The sequence below is a fragment of the Rhodococcus sp. NPDC127593 genome (genome assembly GCF_042671975.1).
GTDB lineage: Bacteria > Actinomycetota > Actinomycetes > Mycobacteriales > Mycobacteriaceae > Rhodococcus_F.
This window is the reverse complement of the sequence record NZ_JBHXWI010000036.1, coordinates 62500-78158: the sequence shown is the minus strand read 5'-3', so window position 1 is coordinate 78158 and position 15659 is coordinate 62500. Positions and strand designations below refer to the sequence as shown.

Genomic DNA, 15659 nt, shown 5'->3' with positions numbered 1-15659 from the left:
GAAATTTCTCTGAAATGCCTCTTGACGAGATCCATATCACACTCTATGGTCGTACCATTCACAGCCCGGCCCACAAGCGATGCCGCGGTCGATTGCGCCGCGACCCGTCCTCTTCCAAGAGTTCCAGGAGAAGAAATGTCTTCGTCCCCGCCTCTCGACATAGTCACGCCACCATCGAAAACCACATCGCGACGCGCGTCTCTCGCTGCCTTCTCGGGATCGGCGATCGAGTACTACGACCTTGTCGCCTATGGAACTGCCGCAGCCCTTGTCTTCGGCGACCTCTTCTTCCGCGACGTCAGCACCCACGTCGCACTGTTGCTGTCCTTCGCCACCTTCGCCGCAGGATATGTGGCTCGCCCACTCGGTGGGTTGCTGTTCGGCTACATCGGTGACAAGTACGGTCGCCGGACCGCAGTGCTACTCACGATTTCAGTGATGGGCACCGCGACCGTGTGCATCGGTCTGCTGCCGACATACGACTCGATCGGTTCGTTCGCTCCGGTCCTGCTGGTCGTCCTACGTGTCCTGCAGGGACTCGCAGTCGGCGGTGAACTGGGCGGGGCGGTCCTGATCTCGGTCGAACACGCCCCGAAGAACAAGCGTGGTTTCTATGGCAGTTTTTCCACCGCAGGCGCGCAGGGCGGCACCCTTCTCGCGACGATCGTATTCGCGATCGTTACTCTGATGCCGGATGATCGGTTCAGTTCGTGGGGTTGGCGGATTCCATTCCTGCTCAGTGCCGTCATCGTTCTCGTCGGCATGCTGATTCGCCGCGGTCTGGACGAGACACCCGACTTCAAGCAGAGTCAGGCCGACCGCGCTACCGCGTCCGCTGGTGCGTCTGCGGTCAAGCATAATCCGATTCGTGACGCGCTGTCCAAGCATCCGATGACGATCCTCGGTATCACGTTCATCATGGCAGGGATGATGTCCATCTGGTACGTCATTACCGTGTACAGCCTCAGTTACGCCGTCAACCAGTCGGGTATCCCGCGAACGAGCATGCTGTGGGTCGTCTCCGCGGCGACGCTGGTCGTAGTCCTCATGAACCCGGTGTGGGGAGCGCTCTCCGATCGAGTCGGTCGAAGTCGCCTCATCGTCTTCGGTCTGCTCAGCGAGGCCGTACTTCTGTTCTTCTACTTCGCAATGCTCGGCGTCGGCAACCTCGCTCTGGTGTTCGTCTCGCTGATCCTCGTTGCCGGTCTGGGGCACGCAGTGGTCAACGGAATCTTCCCGGCCTTCGTCGTCGAGAGCCTGCCCGCCGTTGTGCGATACACCGCAGGATCATTCGGAATGCAGCTGGCTGCACTGGTTGCCGGCTTCGCACCGCTTGTGGCCACGGCTCTCGAGCCTACCGCCGGCGGCGTCTGGACGGTCTGTGCGCTGTGCCTCGCACTGTGCACGCTGGGCGCGTTCAGTGCAATCTACATCGTCAAGATCTATGCTCCGCGACAAAATTCGGCCATCACGGAGACAACTCAGCCATCTTCAAAGGAAACGAGCAGCGTTAAATGACTCACTCATCCGACACACCGCAGCCGTCCGCACAGGGCGGATACGACTTCTCCGGCTCAGGCATCCTCATTGCGGGTGGGACGTCCGGCGTGGGTCTCGCCACTGCGCGATACTTCGCCGACGCCGGAGCGGCGAAGCAGGTACTGGTCGGCCGCAACGAACTTCGCGGTAAGGACGCACTCGCTCGACTTGGAGAGACCAATCCCGAATGCGACGTATTGTTCGTCGCCGCGGATATCAACGAGGCCGGTGCAGCGGACGATGTCGTCCGGCAGGCGCAGGAGCATCTGGGTGCGGTCGACATTCTCGTCAATTCGACTGTCGCGCAGTACCAACCCACGTTGCTCCACGACATCGAACCTGAGAAGTTGATCGATATTTTGGTACAGCAGGCAATCGGGCCGATTCTGATGAGCAGGGCCGTCGTGCCCGTGATGCGTTCTCTCGGACACGGCTCCATCATCTCGATCGCCTCCGATGCAGCGAAGGTCCCGACACCCGGCGAGACCGGAATCGGTGCCGCGATGGCAGCGATCGTGACGTTCTCGCAAACGCTCGCCGTCGAAGCCAAGAGGTACGGCGTTCGCGTCAACGTTCTGACGCCGTCGCTCATCGTCAACACTGGATCGTACGACCGGGCCATGAATGCCGAGTTCAGCAAGAAGATCTTCGACAAGATCGTCTCGCAGGCTCAGCTGGGTCTCACCGAACCCGAGGATCTGGCCAATGCGATTCTGTTCCTCGCGTCTCCGCTCTCGCGCAGAATCACAGGACAGGTGATCAGTGTGAACGGAGGTATCTCCGTTGTCTGAGGTCAGCGAGCGTGGGCCATTGGTGCGCCATCGGGTCCGGTCGCGCGAGGACATTCTCGACGTGGAACAGCAGCGGCACGAGCACCTGCTACCCGGCTCGACGATCCACGCGTGTATTGCAGAATCGGCTCGTCGGCACCCGAGCAAGAGCGCGATCCTGCACCTCGAGGCCCCGGACTTCATGACGCCCACCCGAGAGGTCACCTACCGCGAGCTGCTCGTAGCAGTGAATGCGTCGGCATCGGTGTTCCTCGAGCGTGCTGCGGGTGCGCCGAGTGTGGTCGCAGTGATGGTGCCGATGGTACCCGAGGGATTGTTCGCCACCTGGGGTGCTCAACGGGTGGGCAGGGCCGTGCCGTTGAATCCATTCTTGGAACTGGCTTCGCTTGTCAATATATTGAATCGCACTGCCGCGACCGTTCTGGTCACGACCGGCGAAATCCTTCGGGAACGCGGGGTAGATGCGGCTGTGGTACTGGCGAGTGTTCCGACGCTGAACGATGTCCTTCTCGTCGACGGTGACAACAGTACGTTCAACGCAGCATTGGCAGAACATCGCGGCCGCATCGTGGATGTCGAGGACGATCCTCAGCGGGATGCAATGGTCATGCCCACCGGCGGTACGACGGGCGCGCCGAAGTTGGTGCGCATGTCGCAGTGGGGCCAACTCGTCGTTGCGTGGAACGTCGGAGCGCTGATGGGCTCCGAGGAAGACACCGTCATCGGCCACGGAATGCCGAACTTTCACTGTGGCGGAAGCATCGCACTCGCCCTGAGATCGGTCGTCTACGGACAGACCCTGCTGACATTGACGTCCGGAGGCTTCCGGTCGCGGGACGTTGTCGAGAACTTCTGGGCCATCGTCGAGCGATACCGCATGACGTCGACGATGGCCACACCGACGACGGCATTCGCGATTTTGAACGCGGAGACCGCACCCAACGGCCCGCCGACGTTGACGGACTTCAACGTCGGCGGTAGCACGGTTTCGACTGCTCTGATCCGGGCGTTTCACGCTCGGTTCGGAGTATGGTTGCGCGAATGTTGGGGAGGCACAGAGTTTCACGGCACGATCACGGGCCATCCGAACGATGGTGTGGAACCGCGCGTGGGTTCGGCCGGTCGGCCCTTGCCGCATTCCCAGGTGCGCGCTGTCGTCCTCGACATCGACGGTCGGTGGAGCCGTGACTGCGAACCCGGGGAGCACGGAGAATTGCTGATCGGTGGCCCGACTGTAAGTCCTGGATACCGTGATGCCCATCTCGATGCCGGATTCTTCGTGGCCGATGTGCCCGGCGGGAGTGTGTGGGGACGGACGGGCGACCTCGGCACCGTGGACGACGATGGATTCGTGTGGGTGTCCGGGCGCAGCAAGGATCTGATCATTCGTGGGGGTCACAACATCGATCCCCGTGATATCGAGGAGGCGCTGGGCTCGCATCCGGCTGTCGAAATGGTGGCTGCGGTGGGTCGGCCCGACCAGGCGAAGGGGGAGATGCCGGTCGCTTATGTTCAGCTCAAGGCGGGGTCTGTCGCCGAATCCACCGAACTGTTGCAGTTCTGCCGAGAACATGTACAGGAGAAAGCGGCTACTCCGGTCCATGTCACGGTGCTCGATCGGCTGCCGTTGACCCCGGTCGGTAAAATATCGAAGCCCGCGTTACGAGCACTTGCTCTGAAAGAGGAAGTGCACAAGGTCGTCTCGAGCTCGAGCCGGGTGCCAGTAGTCTGTGATATCGCGCTCGATGACACCGGTTTGCGCCGAGAAGTCACCGTGACGCTGACGCCCGAGTTGGCGTGGAGCGTCGACATCGAGTCGTTGGAGGACAAGTTGGGGGCCTACGAGTTCTTCTCGCGGGTCGAAGTGAGTACATTTGTTGCGAGACAGTAGGAGGATTCGTTGATAGTGTCCAATCGACTCGCTCTGCAGCCACTGCCGCCGCCGAGTGCGCGGTCGATGCTGTTGACGGTCATTGGTGAATTTCTGTACGACTCCGAAGAAGGCGCCTGGACGGCCGCGCTGATGAAGGTGCTCGGCGGCATGGGAATCGAGGATCACGCCGCACGGCAATTACTCTCGCGTGCCGCGTCCGCCAAGTGGATCGTACGTGAGCGTATCGGTCGCGGGGTGCGCTGGCATCTCGCAGACCACGGTCGCGCGTTGGCGGCCGACGGCATCAAACGGTCGCATGCGTTCCTTGACGGTCCGACGCCATGGGACGGCGAATGGCTCGTGCTGACGATCACGGTGCCGCAACGCAAGAACTCAGTTCGTAACCGTCTCAACGGAGGTCTGGCCTGGCTGGGAATGGGCAATCCCACTCCAGGAGTGTGGGTTACACCGCACGTCGACAGGGCGCGAGAACTGAGCGAATTGGTTTCGACGCTCGGTCTGTCCGAATCGGCACTCATTCTCACCGGCAATCTTAGCCCGGGAGGGCTGGGCAACCACGAGATCGTTGAGCGAGCGTGGGATCTGACCGACCTGGCCGACAGTTACCGAACACTGCTCACACAGGACGGCGCATCCGAGCCGCGCGACGACGATGAACTGCTACTTTCCTACATCGAACTGGTTAGTCTGCAACAGAGGTTTATGAGGCTTGATCCACAACTGCCCAAGGAACTGTTGCCAGAATGGATCGGTCGTGATGGCGCTGTGCTGTTTCAGCGTCGCCGCGAACAGTGGTCAGCGAAGACCCACGCGCACTGGCTCAGGGTCGTCGAGGCATCCGCACCGAAATAGCCGCAGTAGTGTTCACTAGGCTGCACCACCGCAACACCGCTGCGCCGGCGCGCCCGATTCGGTGCCAGTTCGCTCAGGGGCGCGCTGGTCGGCGTCGTGCCGGCAACGGGTCGGTCGACGGTTGAGTTGTCACCGACGAACGTGAGATCGGGCTCGACGGCCTTGACTTCCTCGATGAAGTGTCGGCGACTGAGTGAACCCGGCTGAGAGTCGCGAGCGCGTCGGCCGCGGGTCGGTGGCCGATCATGAATCTTGCCATGGTCGATCGAGCAGCGCCTCGAACGGGATTGTGCGAAATGTGCGTCCATCAGTCGACTGCGCCTTGCCGAACGACGCATGCAGCGTACGGTCGACTCCTAAAACTTGCACCGCCGCAAAACGCTCGATTGGACGCCCGAATACGGTCGTTGTCCGACGCGCTCAGAACATTCGGAAACTCGTGGCGGTGTCACCATGCTCCTAGCATCGGTATGTCTCCGTCGCGGTTTCCGGCGGCGAGGAGGGATTCCTGCCGACGCGGATCCAGTCCCGAACCGGCTTCTCGGGGCCGCCGACCGGGACTTCCGCTGCAGCCGGAGACGAACGACGAGAGGGGGTCGCGTCGCTGTGCCCGGGTGTATGGCGAACGTGAAGGACAAGACGAAGCTATCGGGCAGTGATCTGGTGCATGTCTTTCCGATCGATTGCGTCCGACGACCTGCATGACGGCGACGCTGGATAGTGGCACATGGCGAAGGCCTGCCGGCCGGGACTGAGTCGTCACCGGCAGGCAGGCCTCGTAGGTGGGCGTCAGACTCCGCGCTGCGCCTTCGCGGCTTCGCTGGCGGCCTTGCTCTTCTCCCGGGCGGTGGCCCAGTCCTCGTTGCTCATCGATGTCAGACCGGCGAAAGTGCCGGGGCCGGCGAGCATCTGGCCGCCGTCCATGGCGATGGTCTGGCCGGTGAGGTAGTCGCAGGCATCCGACAGCAGGAAGATGGTGAGGTTGGCGAGCTCTTCCATCGTGCCCATCCGGCCCATCGGCACCTGGTCGGCCTGGGTCGCCCCGACTGCACTCTTTTCGGTCGGGTTGAGCATCTCCCACGCATAGTCGGTCGGGATCGGTCCCGGCGCGAGCGCGTTGAGGCGGATGCCGTAGCGCGCCCACTCGACGGCGAGAGACATTGTCATCGAGTGCACGGCTGCCTTCGCCATCGCGGACGGGACGACGAACGCGGAGCCGCTCCAGACCCAGGTGGTGAGCGTCGACAGGACGACGCCCTTGGTGCCGCCTTCGATCCAGCGGCGGCCCGCGGCGTGGGTGGTGTTGAAGGACCCGTTCATCACGGTGGAGGTGACGGCCTCGAAGGCGCGCGGGCTGAGCGATTCGGTGGGGGCGATGAAGTTCGCTGCGGCGTTGTTGATCACGCCCGTGAGCGGGCCGTGCAGCGTCCAGATCTCGTCCATCGCCGACGACACCAGGTCGGCGTTGCGCACGTCGACGGTCTGCCAGTGGACCGAGCCCGGCCGGGAGACCGACGCTTCCGCCGCGGCCTCTTCGAGGACCGCGGGACGCCGGCCCCACAGGTGGACTTCGGCGCCGTGGTCGACGAGATGCCGGGCTACGCCGCGGCCGAGGCCGGTGCCGCCGCCGGTGATGAGCACGCGCTTGCCCGCGAGGGCGTCGGACGCGAAGGGAGAAGTGGTCATGCGATGGTCCTATGGTCGGGAACGAGGGCTACAGGCCCAGGCTCTTGCTGATGATCTCGCGCTGAATCTCGTTGGTACCGCCATAGATCGGCGGAGCCAAGGAGCGGCGAACCTGTTCCTCCATGCCGTATTCGCGGGTGTAGCCGTAGCCGCCCATCATCTGCATCGCCTCGAGTGCGGTCTTCTTCGCGATTTCGGTACATTTCAGCTTAGCCATCGACCCCTCGCGGTTGAGGTTGTCTTCCTCGCCGGCATCGATCCGCTCGGCCACCTCGTACACGAACGACTTCGCGAACGCGATCTCCGTGGCGAGATCCGCGATGCGGTGACGGATGGCCTGGAAACTGCTGATCTTGTGACCGAACTGCTCGCGCTCGGTGACGAAGGCGATCACGTCGTCGAGTGAGCGCTGGGCTCCGCCGAGTGCCATCGTGGCGATGATGAGGCGCTCGACGCTGAGCCCCCGCATGAGGTGACGCCACGCCTGGTTCGGAGTGCCGACGACAGCGCTCGCCGGGACCGCGACGTCGGTGAAGTACAGGTCGTTGCAGGTCCGGGCCTCCATGGTCTTGATCTCGTGAATTTCGAGCCCGGGCGTATCGGCCGGCACCATGAACAGGGTCAGGCCCTGGTGTTTGTTGCCGGTCGTGTCGGTCCGGGCCAGGAGGAGGATGTGCTCGGCGATGTGGGCCGCGGAAATCCAGGTCTTCTGCCCGTTGATGACGTAGTGGTCGTCGACCAGTTCCGCTTTGATCCGGACACCACCGAGGTCGGAACCCGCACCGGGCTCGCTGAGGGCGATCGCCTCGAGCTTGCCGGACGCCATGTTGCCGACGATGGTGCGCTTCTGTTCTTCGGTGCCGTAGCGCAGGTAGGTCTGGGCTGCCGTGAGACCGGTGGAGTAGGCGGTGATGGGGGCGAGGCCGCGTGCGGATTCCTCGAGGAAGATGCACTCCTCGACCATTCCGGCGCCGCCACCGCCGTACTCCTCCGGCAGCGACACGGCGAGCCAGCCGAGGCCGGCGAACTTGTCGAGAATGACGGGGCTGTTGGCCAGGGCGCCGCCGTCGGTCAGCAGGTCGCGCTGCTGCAGGGTCTTGCATTCGGCGTCGCAGAACTCGCGGACGGCCGCCGCGAACTCTCGTTGTTCTCGGGTGAAACGCATGTGGGCGACTGCTCTCTGTGACGGGTCCTGGGGCGTGAGTTGCCGGACGGCGGGGCGGGAGTCAGCCCCGCCGCCCGGAAGTCAACTGTCAGGCGCCGCGGAACTTCGAGAAGTCGGGCTTGCGCTTTTCGTTGAACGCGCTGATGCCCTCGATCGCCTCGGCGGACTCCCCGAACAGCTTGAGCGTGGAGTACGCCATGTTGCCCTGCGCGATGAAGTGCTCGGTGTCGGCGTTCAGGGACTGCTTGAGCACCTTCAGCGACGTCGGCGACAGCTGCAGGATCTCGTCCGCCCAGGCCCGGACCTCCGCCCGCAACTGGTCGCCGGGCACCACCTTGTTCACCAGGCCCCAGTCGAGGGCCTGCTCGGCGCTGTAGCGCCGGCACAGGAACCAGATCTCCCGTGCGCGCTTCTCGCCGATCGCCCGCGCCAGGTACCCGGTGCCGAGGCCGGCGTCGAACGACCCGACGCGCGGGCCGTTCTGCCCGAAGATGGCGTGCTCGGCGGCGATCGACAGGTCGCACAGCAGGTGCAGCACGTGCCCGCCACCGACCGCGACACCGTTGACCGCGGCGATCACGGGCTTCGGCACGTCCCGGATCACCCGGTGCAGTGCCTCGACCTCGAACAGTCCGCTGTCGGACGGGCCGTAGTCGCCCGTCTCCATCCGCTGCTTCTGGTCGCCACCCGAGCAGAACGCCTTCTCGCCGGCGCCGGTCAGCGCGATCGCCCCGACCTCTGCGCTGCCCCACGCCTTCTTGAACGACTTCACCAACTCGTCGACGGTCCGCGCGCGGAACGCGTTGTACCGGTCGGGCCGGTTGATCGTGATCCAGGCGAGTCCGTCCTCGACCTCGTACGTCACATCCGTGAAGTCACTCATCGACCTTCTGGTCCTTTCCTGTTGCACGCGGAACGGGAGCCCGTCCGCGAAGTTCTTTTGGTCTTACCTTATGACGAAGGTAGCGCTGATAACGAGCGTTTTCAAGGGGCGTCGCGAAAAAGGCTTTCACCTGCGGTGATGAGTTCGCATTTCTCTGCAGAAGGAGGATGTGGCCCGGAAGCGGGTCGCCCGGCTCGGCACGCCGAGCGGTCGTCGGTCTCGCGCCTTCAGGCGGTGCTCACGCAATGAATTCGCATCTTTGCCAACGGAATCGCGTCGAGGGTTGCCACAGTTGCGCAGCTATTCGGTGGACGCACCCGTTGTCGGGCCCTAAATCGCGCGCGGGAACCGAAAAGGTGCGCGTCTGTCCCCGGCGCTGTGGAAGGAACGCCGCTCAGGCCCGGGTTCGGATCCCCATCGCACCGCAGACGGGGGCGGGCCAGTCGACGTCGGTGCGGGCGAGTTCCCGGTCGACAGTGTCGGCGACGTCGTCCGCGAAGGGCGCGACCCGGCGGCTGGTGAGGTCGACGTGGGTCGCGGTGACCTCGAGTGTGCTGGCGAGGCGCTCGGTGGTGTCGTCGACGAGGAACGCCATGGCGTGGACGACCTTGTCGGAGCGTTCGACGATCCGCGCGTGCACCGACACGCGGTCGCCGACGTGCACCTCCGCGTAGTACCGGATGTGATGCTCGGCGGTGAAGAAGCCCTGGCCGCGCGTGGCGCGGTAGTCGTCGGTGATGCCCATCCGATCGAAGACGACGGCGATCGCCTGCGCCTCGAGGTCGAAATAGTGGCGGATGTTCATGTGGCCGTTCTCGTCCTCGTAGGCGGACGGGACGAGCACCGGCCCGCACTCGCGGGGCACGGCGACCACCTGGAGGTATGAGGGGATTCCGGCTGGCGACGTCATCGGTCCATCATAACGATCGTTAACAACAGGTGCTAGAATGACTCGGTGGACCGCAACCGGAAAATTCTCGACACCGCCGCAGAGCTGTTCTACGAGAAGGGCTTTCACGGTACGAGTGTCGACGAATTAGGGTCGCGGGCCGGCCTGAGTGGTCCTGCCATCTACCGCCACTTCTCCGGCAAGGACGAGATTCTGGCCATGCTGTTCGACGAGGCCATGGACGAGCTGATCGGCGCCACCGACCCGGTGCTCGACGACGCGGACCAAGATCTCCAGCGGATGATCCGCCACCATGCCCTCTTCGCGGCCCGGCACCGCCACCTCGTCAACGTCAGCCAGCGGGAGGACCGGTCGCTGGTCGATCCGTGGCGGAAGGCGATCAATCGCCGGCGCAAGCGGTACGTCCAGGGCTGGGAGGCTGCGGTCGCGCGGTCCATCCCCGCCGCCTCACCGGCGGAGGTGTCCGTGGCCACCCAATCCTGCCTGGGCATGATCTTCTCGATCGCATACTGGCCCACCAAGGTGACCCGCACGGCCGGGCTCGCCGACCACATGGTGCGAATGGCGAGCGAGGGCCTGGACGCCTTCCGTCACTAGCACTGCCCCTGCACCGACCGATAGGTGCAGGGGCAGTGACGGTGTCGACTTATCGTGCGAGGCTGGGGCGGTACGTGTAGGAGGACGACCGCGACAGCGCGAATTCGAAGATCCCGTACCCGGTCTGCCCGTTCCACTCGAACGCGGAGCAACGGTCGGTGAGGGCCGAGTCGAGAGTCTTCGGACCCACGGTCCCGTCGAGCGGGTAGACGTCGAACTCTTCGTGATCGCGGCCACGGACCTTGCCGTGGTGCCCGCCGTAGCCGCCGCCGGCCATGTAGCCGCCGCCGGCGGAGGCGTCCGCGCCGATGCGGTAGGTCGCACCGCCCGCAGTCACGACCTCCACCGTGCCACTGGCGAGGTCGTTGCCCGCGGTGAACACCAGGTCGTGCCGAACGTCGGTGATGTCGTCGAGTCGGCCGTCGTCATGCATGACGGCGCCCTCCAACAGGACTCGTCCGCCTTCACGATCCTCGACGAGCAGGAAGCCGAACGTGCGGTCCGGGAACTGTGCCTGGTACCAGACGTGCAGACCCTGGCCGCCGGACATAGTGCGCACCCCGCGGGAGCGGTCCCGCAGTCCGTACCAGCCACCGACGTCGGTGGTGGTTCCGTCGAGTGTGAGCGTGCCCTCGTACCGGCCGGGCTGGAACAGATGGTCGAATGAGGTGACGTTTCCGTCGGTGTTCTCCACATCCACCGACCCGAGCCAGTAGGGCGCCCGGGCGTGCCAGAGCAGGTCCAGTTCGAGGCCGGTCTTGTTCTCGCCCAGCTGGATTCGCCAGGTGGAATTGTCGTCGACCGTCTCCCATCTCAGTGGTCCGACGGAGGCGCCGTCGGTCTCGGAGTGTTCGGTGGAGTAGCGGAGGTTGCGTTGCTCGGACTCCGTGGTGAGGACGACGAAACCGTCCACGACGTTCCGGGGTGGATAGACCCCGGCACCGAGGATCACGGACGGCGCGGTACGTCCGTCCGGATGAAGATTGAACATGAACCGGTCGAAGAACTTCTCCGGCATCTCCTCGGTGGCGCGAGTCACCAAGGCGTCGTGAAATCCGTCGGTCATACGTGCTCCTTTTGTTCGACGGTGACATTGTCGGCGCCGATCTCGCGATGGTCCAGGGTGAAGCGGTAGGAACCCATCATCAGCAGGCAGGCGATGGCGATTCCGACCAGCACGATGATCGGCAGCGCGCCGGCACTGTAGGAACCGGTGGCGCTGTAGACCTGTCCGAGCAGGAAGATGCCGAACGCCGACCCCTGCGCGTAGAGGAAGTAGATGAATCCCAGCACCCGGCCGTAGGAGTGCTTGGGGAAGTATCGGCTCACCATGTAGGCGGCGAGATCACCCTCGGATCCCAGGCCGAGACCGATCAGGGCCGCGCCGACGAACAGCAGACCGGTCTGCGACGACGTGATCATGAAGAAGACCCCGACCCCGCACAGGGCGAAGATGATCGAGCCGATGGCGGGGGCGTAGAACCGGTCCAGCAGGTAGCCGACCAGCAGTCGTGCGCCGATCGACGCCAGGCTCAGAACGGACAGGATGGAGACGGCGGTGCCCTGGCTGATGCCCTTGTCCGTGGTCATGGGCACGACCTGGGACATCAGGCCGAACGTCGCCGAGGACACCAGGAAGATGGCGACGGACAGCAGCCAGAACTGCCGGTACTTCCTCGCCACGGTGAGCAGCGATTCCCCGGCCATCCGGCCTTCCAGACGCGCGGCCTTGCGCTCGGCTTCGTGTTCGGCGGGCATCCGGGTGACGAAGGCGTAGACCGCGGCCGGAATGACCGTGCACAGGGCGCCGATGACCAGGAACGCCATGCGCCATCCGCCGATGCCGAGCATCCAGTTCGCCAGATAGGGCATGAGCACCCCGCACGAGCCGAGGCCCGCCATGAGGATGCCCAACGCCATGCCGCGACGGTCCTGGAACCACGCGCTCACCACGGTCGAGTGCGCGACCGGGTTCACGGCGCCCGCTCCGGCTCCGATCACCACGCAGAGCAGGTAGAAGGCGAGTTGGTTGTTCGGCAGGGCGGACATCAGCATCAGGCCGATTCCGAACGCCAGCGACATCGGAACCGAGGGGATCTTGGGACCGTACCGGTCGATGAGGAAGCCCAGGATGACGATGCTGATACCCACCAGCACCGTCTCGATGGACAGGCCGTTGCTGATGACGCTTCGTTCCCAGCCGAACTCCTCGGTCATCGGCTTGCCCAGGATGTTGAACAGGACATTGACCGCGGTCGTGCCGAACAACAGAGTCAGAAAGCCTGTCACCACATACCACCAGCGGTTCAGATGCCGCGTAGGCGCCTGCAACTCAGTCGTGCCGACTGCGCTCATGGAAGCTCCTGTCGATTGATATCGGTAGTCGGGGGCGGCGATGCCGCGCAGGAAACCCACCGGCAGTGGTCTCCGTCACAGATAACACCATATGGACAGGCCAAAGTAAAGGACAGTCCAAAAGGGTGACTAGCGATGGGACGAGAAGTCGAACATCCTGCTCGCGATGCGGCGCAGCTGCAGCTCGTCCGTGCCCTCGGTGATGCGGTAGCGGCGGTGGTGGCGGTAGATGTGCTCGAACTGCTTGTGGCGGGAGTATCCGACGCCGCCGTGGATCTGGATGGCGCGGTCGGCCGCCCGGCAGGCGAGCTGGTTGCTCCGCAGGTTCACCATCGCGACCTTGTCGGTGACGGCCGTCTTCCCGAGCTCGTCCATCATCGCCGCGGTCTTGTAGATCGTGTTGCGGATCAGTTCCGCATCGGTCTGGAGTTCCACCAGTTGCCACTGGATGCCCTGGTGCTCGTGCAATGGCTTCCCGAAGACGACGCGCTCCTGCGCGTACTTCACGCTCTCGTCGATGCAGAACTGCGCTGCACCGAGCGACGACGCAGCCTGCCGGATCCGGTTCTCGTGGACGAACAGCTGCGCGCAGTCGAGGCCGCGGCCGACTTCCCCGACCACGGCACTTCCTGGGACCCGCACGTCGTCGAGATGGACCTCGGAGTGGTCGCTGGGCATGTTGAACGTCCAGTGGTTGAAGGGAACAGTGAAGCCGGGCGCGTTCGTCGGCACCAGGAACGCGGTGATCCCGTCCGCCTTGCCAGCCTGCCCGGACGTGCGGGCGAACACGAGGTCGACCTCGGAGCAGTCGACGAGGCTGTTGAAGCGCTTCGCCCCGTTGATGACCCAGTCGTCGCCCTCTCGTCGGGCCGACGTCTCCAGGTACGTCGCGTCGCTGCCGTGTCCGGGCTCGGTGAGGCCGAACGCGATCTCGATGTCGCCGCGGATCAGCGGCTCGAGGTACTGCTCCCGCTGTTCGTCGGTGCCGTACTCGTGCAGCACGAGGGCGAGCGGCAGGTTCGCGACCACCGATGCCTCGTCGGAATGGGGGAAGTGCAGACCGGAGCCCCGGGTGAGGAGGTGTTCGCGGACGACGGCCATCGCGAGGTTGCTGCCGTCGTTCCCGCCGAGGGCCTGCGGCAACGGGAACCGGAAGAACCCGGCGGCGTCGGAGCGACGCCGGGCCTCGAGCAGCAGTTCGCGCCATTCCTGCTTCGGGAACCCGTCCCGTTCCCAGTCGGTGCGGCGTACTCGCGTCGGTGGTCGAAGAACTGCGGGTGCTTGGCCTCGAGCGGTGCGATCTCGCGATCGATGAACGCGTCGAGGTCGGTGACGAACTGCTGCACGTCGTCGGGAATGGTCCAGTCCATGGGGCGTCCTCCGATTCGGGATCCGATGTGTCGGACGGTAGGGAGCACCTGGACGCACGGCGAGGGCCGCGAGGCGCGGCACTGTTGATTTCTCCAGTGCCCGAACCAGCTCTTCCTGTGGACGTCGCGGTCGCCGTGGTTGCATGCGGCCATGCTGAAGCTGAACGGAATCGACGAACTGGTCGCCAAGGTCGGCGCCGATCTGGGCACGACGGAGTGGTACGACGTGACTCAGGACCGCATCACGGCATTCGCGCGGGACACCGACGACTTCGAGCGCATCCACCTCGACCCCGCGCGGGGTCGCGAGGCAGGATTCGGCGGCACGATCGCCCACGGGTTGTTCACGCTGTCCCTCGGGCCGAAGTTCCTCTACGAGATCTTCGAGATGACCGGGCACTCGCTGGGGCTCAACTACGGGTTCGACACGGTGCGGTTCCTGAACCCTGTCCGGGTCGGTTCCCGGATCCGCATGACGGCGCGACTGCTCGACGCGCGACCGATCGAGGGCGGATACCGATTCACGATCCGGCAGACCTTCCAGATCGACGGTCACGACAAGGCAGCCTGCGTCGCGGACGCGGTCGTGGCCTACTTCCACTGAACAGAAGGAGAGACGCCCATGCGTGCAGTCGTCGTCGAAGAGCTCACCGGTCCGCAGGCCGCGACGCTGGTGGAGATACCCGAACCGCGCGGCGCCCACCCCCGGGCGGAGGGGCAGCGACTGCTCGTCGACGTGCACGCCGCCGGGTTGTCGTTCATCGACCCCCTGCAGACCTGGGGTAAGTACCAGAACGGTGTGCCGACCCCGTACGTGTGCGGCAGCGAGTACGCGGGTGTCGTGGTCGAGGCGCCGGCAGACGCGGACTTCCGGCCGGGCGACCGCGTCGGGGGAATCGTCTGGCACGGGGCCCTCGCCGACCGTGCGCTCGCACTGCCCGAATACACGGTGAAGATCCCGGCGTCGATGTCGTTCGTCGAAGGCGCGGCGCTCTACATGAACTACTCGACGGCCTGGTACGCACTCCACCGGGCGCAGGTTCAGCCGGGCGAGTACGTGCTCGTCCACGGCGCCGCGGGCGGGGTGGGCACCGCGGCCCTCGATCTCGCGGAGACGTTCGGTGTGCAGGCAATCGCCGTGGTCTCCAGCGACCGGAAGGAAGAGGTCGCGCGCCAGTGTGGAGCGCATGCGGTGGTGCGGTCGGACGGGCCGTGGCTCGACGAGGTGCGCGGTCTCACCGACGGGCGCGGTGTGCACGTGGTGATCGACCCGGTGGGCGGTGACCGGTTCACCGACTCCCTCCGTGCACTACGCCAGGGCGGCAGGCTCGTCGTCGTCGGATTCACCGGTGGCTCGATCCCCACCGTCAAGGTCAACCGTCTGCTCCACCGCAACCTCACCGTCACGGGAATCACCATGGACAACATGGAAACCGAGTATCCCGGGACTTTGCGGATGGTCCGGGACGCCGTCGAATCACTGGCCGCCGAGGGGCGGATACGTCCGTATGTCGGCGCGACGTTCCCGCTCGAACAGGCGGCGGCCGCACTGCGCGCGCTGGACGACCGGGCCGCGCTCGGCAAGGTCGTCGTCGAGGTGGTGCCGCCGGCCTGACG

At 64.8% G+C, this 15659-nt stretch carries 13 protein-coding genes and 1 pseudogene; 7 read left to right on the top strand and 7 right to left on the bottom strand.

Features of this window, described 5'->3' with window-relative positions; all coding sequences use genetic code 11:
• Positions 1 to 135 precede the first annotated feature (135 nt).
• From ACFVJ3_RS30115 to ACFVJ3_RS30100, 4 genes are read left to right on the top strand one after another with little or no spacing between them, the layout of a single operon-like run.
• Positions 136 to 1518, top strand: coding sequence for an MFS transporter (locus ACFVJ3_RS30115; protein WP_378455549.1), 1383 nt, complete (start codon positions 136 to 138; stop codon positions 1516 to 1518).
• Positions 1515 to 2330, top strand: a complete 816-nt coding sequence (locus ACFVJ3_RS30110; protein WP_378455548.1) for an SDR family NAD(P)-dependent oxidoreductase — start codon at positions 1515 to 1517, stop codon at positions 2328 to 2330. Before ACFVJ3_RS30115 ends, ACFVJ3_RS30110 begins: the two co-directional genes overlap by 4 nt.
• Entirely contained in the window at positions 2323 to 4221 is a 1899-nt protein-coding gene (locus ACFVJ3_RS30105) for an AMP-binding protein (RefSeq protein WP_378455547.1), read from the top strand. The genes ACFVJ3_RS30110 and ACFVJ3_RS30105 overlap by 8 nt, the downstream gene beginning before the upstream one ends.
• Before the next feature lie 15 nt (positions 4222 to 4236).
• Positions 4237 to 5076, top strand: coding sequence for a PaaX family transcriptional regulator C-terminal domain-containing protein (locus ACFVJ3_RS30100; protein ID WP_378455546.1), 840 nt, complete (start codon positions 4237 to 4239; stop codon positions 5074 to 5076).
• Positions 5077 to 5865: 789 nt separating this feature from the next.
• Here the strand turns inward: ACFVJ3_RS30100 and ACFVJ3_RS30095 are convergent.
• The 4 genes from ACFVJ3_RS30095 to ACFVJ3_RS30080 all read right to left on the bottom strand — a co-directional run bounded on the left by ACFVJ3_RS30095 (position 5866) and on the right by ACFVJ3_RS30080 (position 9720).
• Entirely contained in the window at positions 5866 to 6762 is an 897-nt protein-coding gene (locus ACFVJ3_RS30095; RefSeq protein ID WP_005250892.1) for an SDR family oxidoreductase, read from the bottom strand.
• A 28-nt stretch (positions 6763 to 6790) separates the two neighbouring features.
• Complete coding sequence (locus ACFVJ3_RS30090; RefSeq protein ID WP_378455545.1) at positions 6791 to 7927, bottom strand: acyl-CoA dehydrogenase family protein; 1137 nt, start codon at positions 7925 to 7927, stop codon at positions 6791 to 6793.
• Between the two features lie 88 nt (positions 7928 to 8015).
• A complete protein-coding gene (locus ACFVJ3_RS30085; RefSeq protein WP_378455544.1) occupies positions 8016 to 8810 on the bottom strand; it encodes an enoyl-CoA hydratase-related protein in 795 nt (264 codons plus the stop codon).
• 394 nt (positions 8811 to 9204) lie between these two features.
• Positions 9205 to 9720: a thioesterase family protein gene (locus ACFVJ3_RS30080; protein ID WP_378455543.1), complete on the bottom strand. Its 516-nt coding sequence runs from the start codon at positions 9718 to 9720 to the stop codon at positions 9205 to 9207.
• A 45-nt stretch (positions 9721 to 9765) separates the two neighbouring features.
• On the opposite strand from ACFVJ3_RS30080, the gene ACFVJ3_RS30075 reads away from it, so the two are divergent.
• Entirely contained in the window at positions 9766 to 10317 is a 552-nt protein-coding gene (locus ACFVJ3_RS30075; protein ID WP_378455542.1) for a TetR/AcrR family transcriptional regulator, read from the top strand.
• A gap of 49 nt (positions 10318 to 10366) precedes the next feature.
• Here the strand turns inward: ACFVJ3_RS30075 and ACFVJ3_RS30070 are convergent, their stop codons facing one another.
• The 3 genes and pseudogenes from ACFVJ3_RS30070 to ACFVJ3_RS30060 form a co-directional block, all read right to left on the bottom strand.
• On the bottom strand, positions 10367 to 11383 hold the full coding sequence (locus ACFVJ3_RS30070) for a hypothetical protein (RefSeq protein WP_378455541.1): 1017 nt from the start codon (positions 11381 to 11383) through the stop codon (positions 10367 to 10369).
• On the bottom strand, positions 11380 to 12672 hold the full coding sequence (locus tag ACFVJ3_RS30065; protein ID WP_378455540.1) for an MFS transporter: 1293 nt from the start codon (positions 12670 to 12672) through the stop codon (positions 11380 to 11382). Before ACFVJ3_RS30065 ends, ACFVJ3_RS30070 begins: the two co-directional genes overlap by 4 nt.
• A gap of 129 nt (positions 12673 to 12801) precedes the next feature.
• Positions 12802 to 14042, bottom strand: a pseudogene (locus ACFVJ3_RS30060) (acyl-CoA dehydrogenase family protein).
• Between the two features lie 151 nt (positions 14043 to 14193).
• Here ACFVJ3_RS30060 and ACFVJ3_RS30055 point away from each other — a divergent pair.
• Positions 14194 to 14646, top strand: a complete 453-nt coding sequence (locus ACFVJ3_RS30055) for a MaoC family dehydratase (RefSeq protein WP_378455539.1) — start codon at positions 14194 to 14196, stop codon at positions 14644 to 14646.
• 18 nt (positions 14647 to 14664) lie between these two features.
• On the top strand, positions 14665 to 15657 hold the full coding sequence (locus ACFVJ3_RS30050; protein ID WP_378455538.1) for an NADPH:quinone oxidoreductase family protein: 993 nt from the start codon (positions 14665 to 14667) through the stop codon (positions 15655 to 15657).
• The last annotated feature ends 2 nt before the right edge of the window (positions 15658 to 15659 follow it).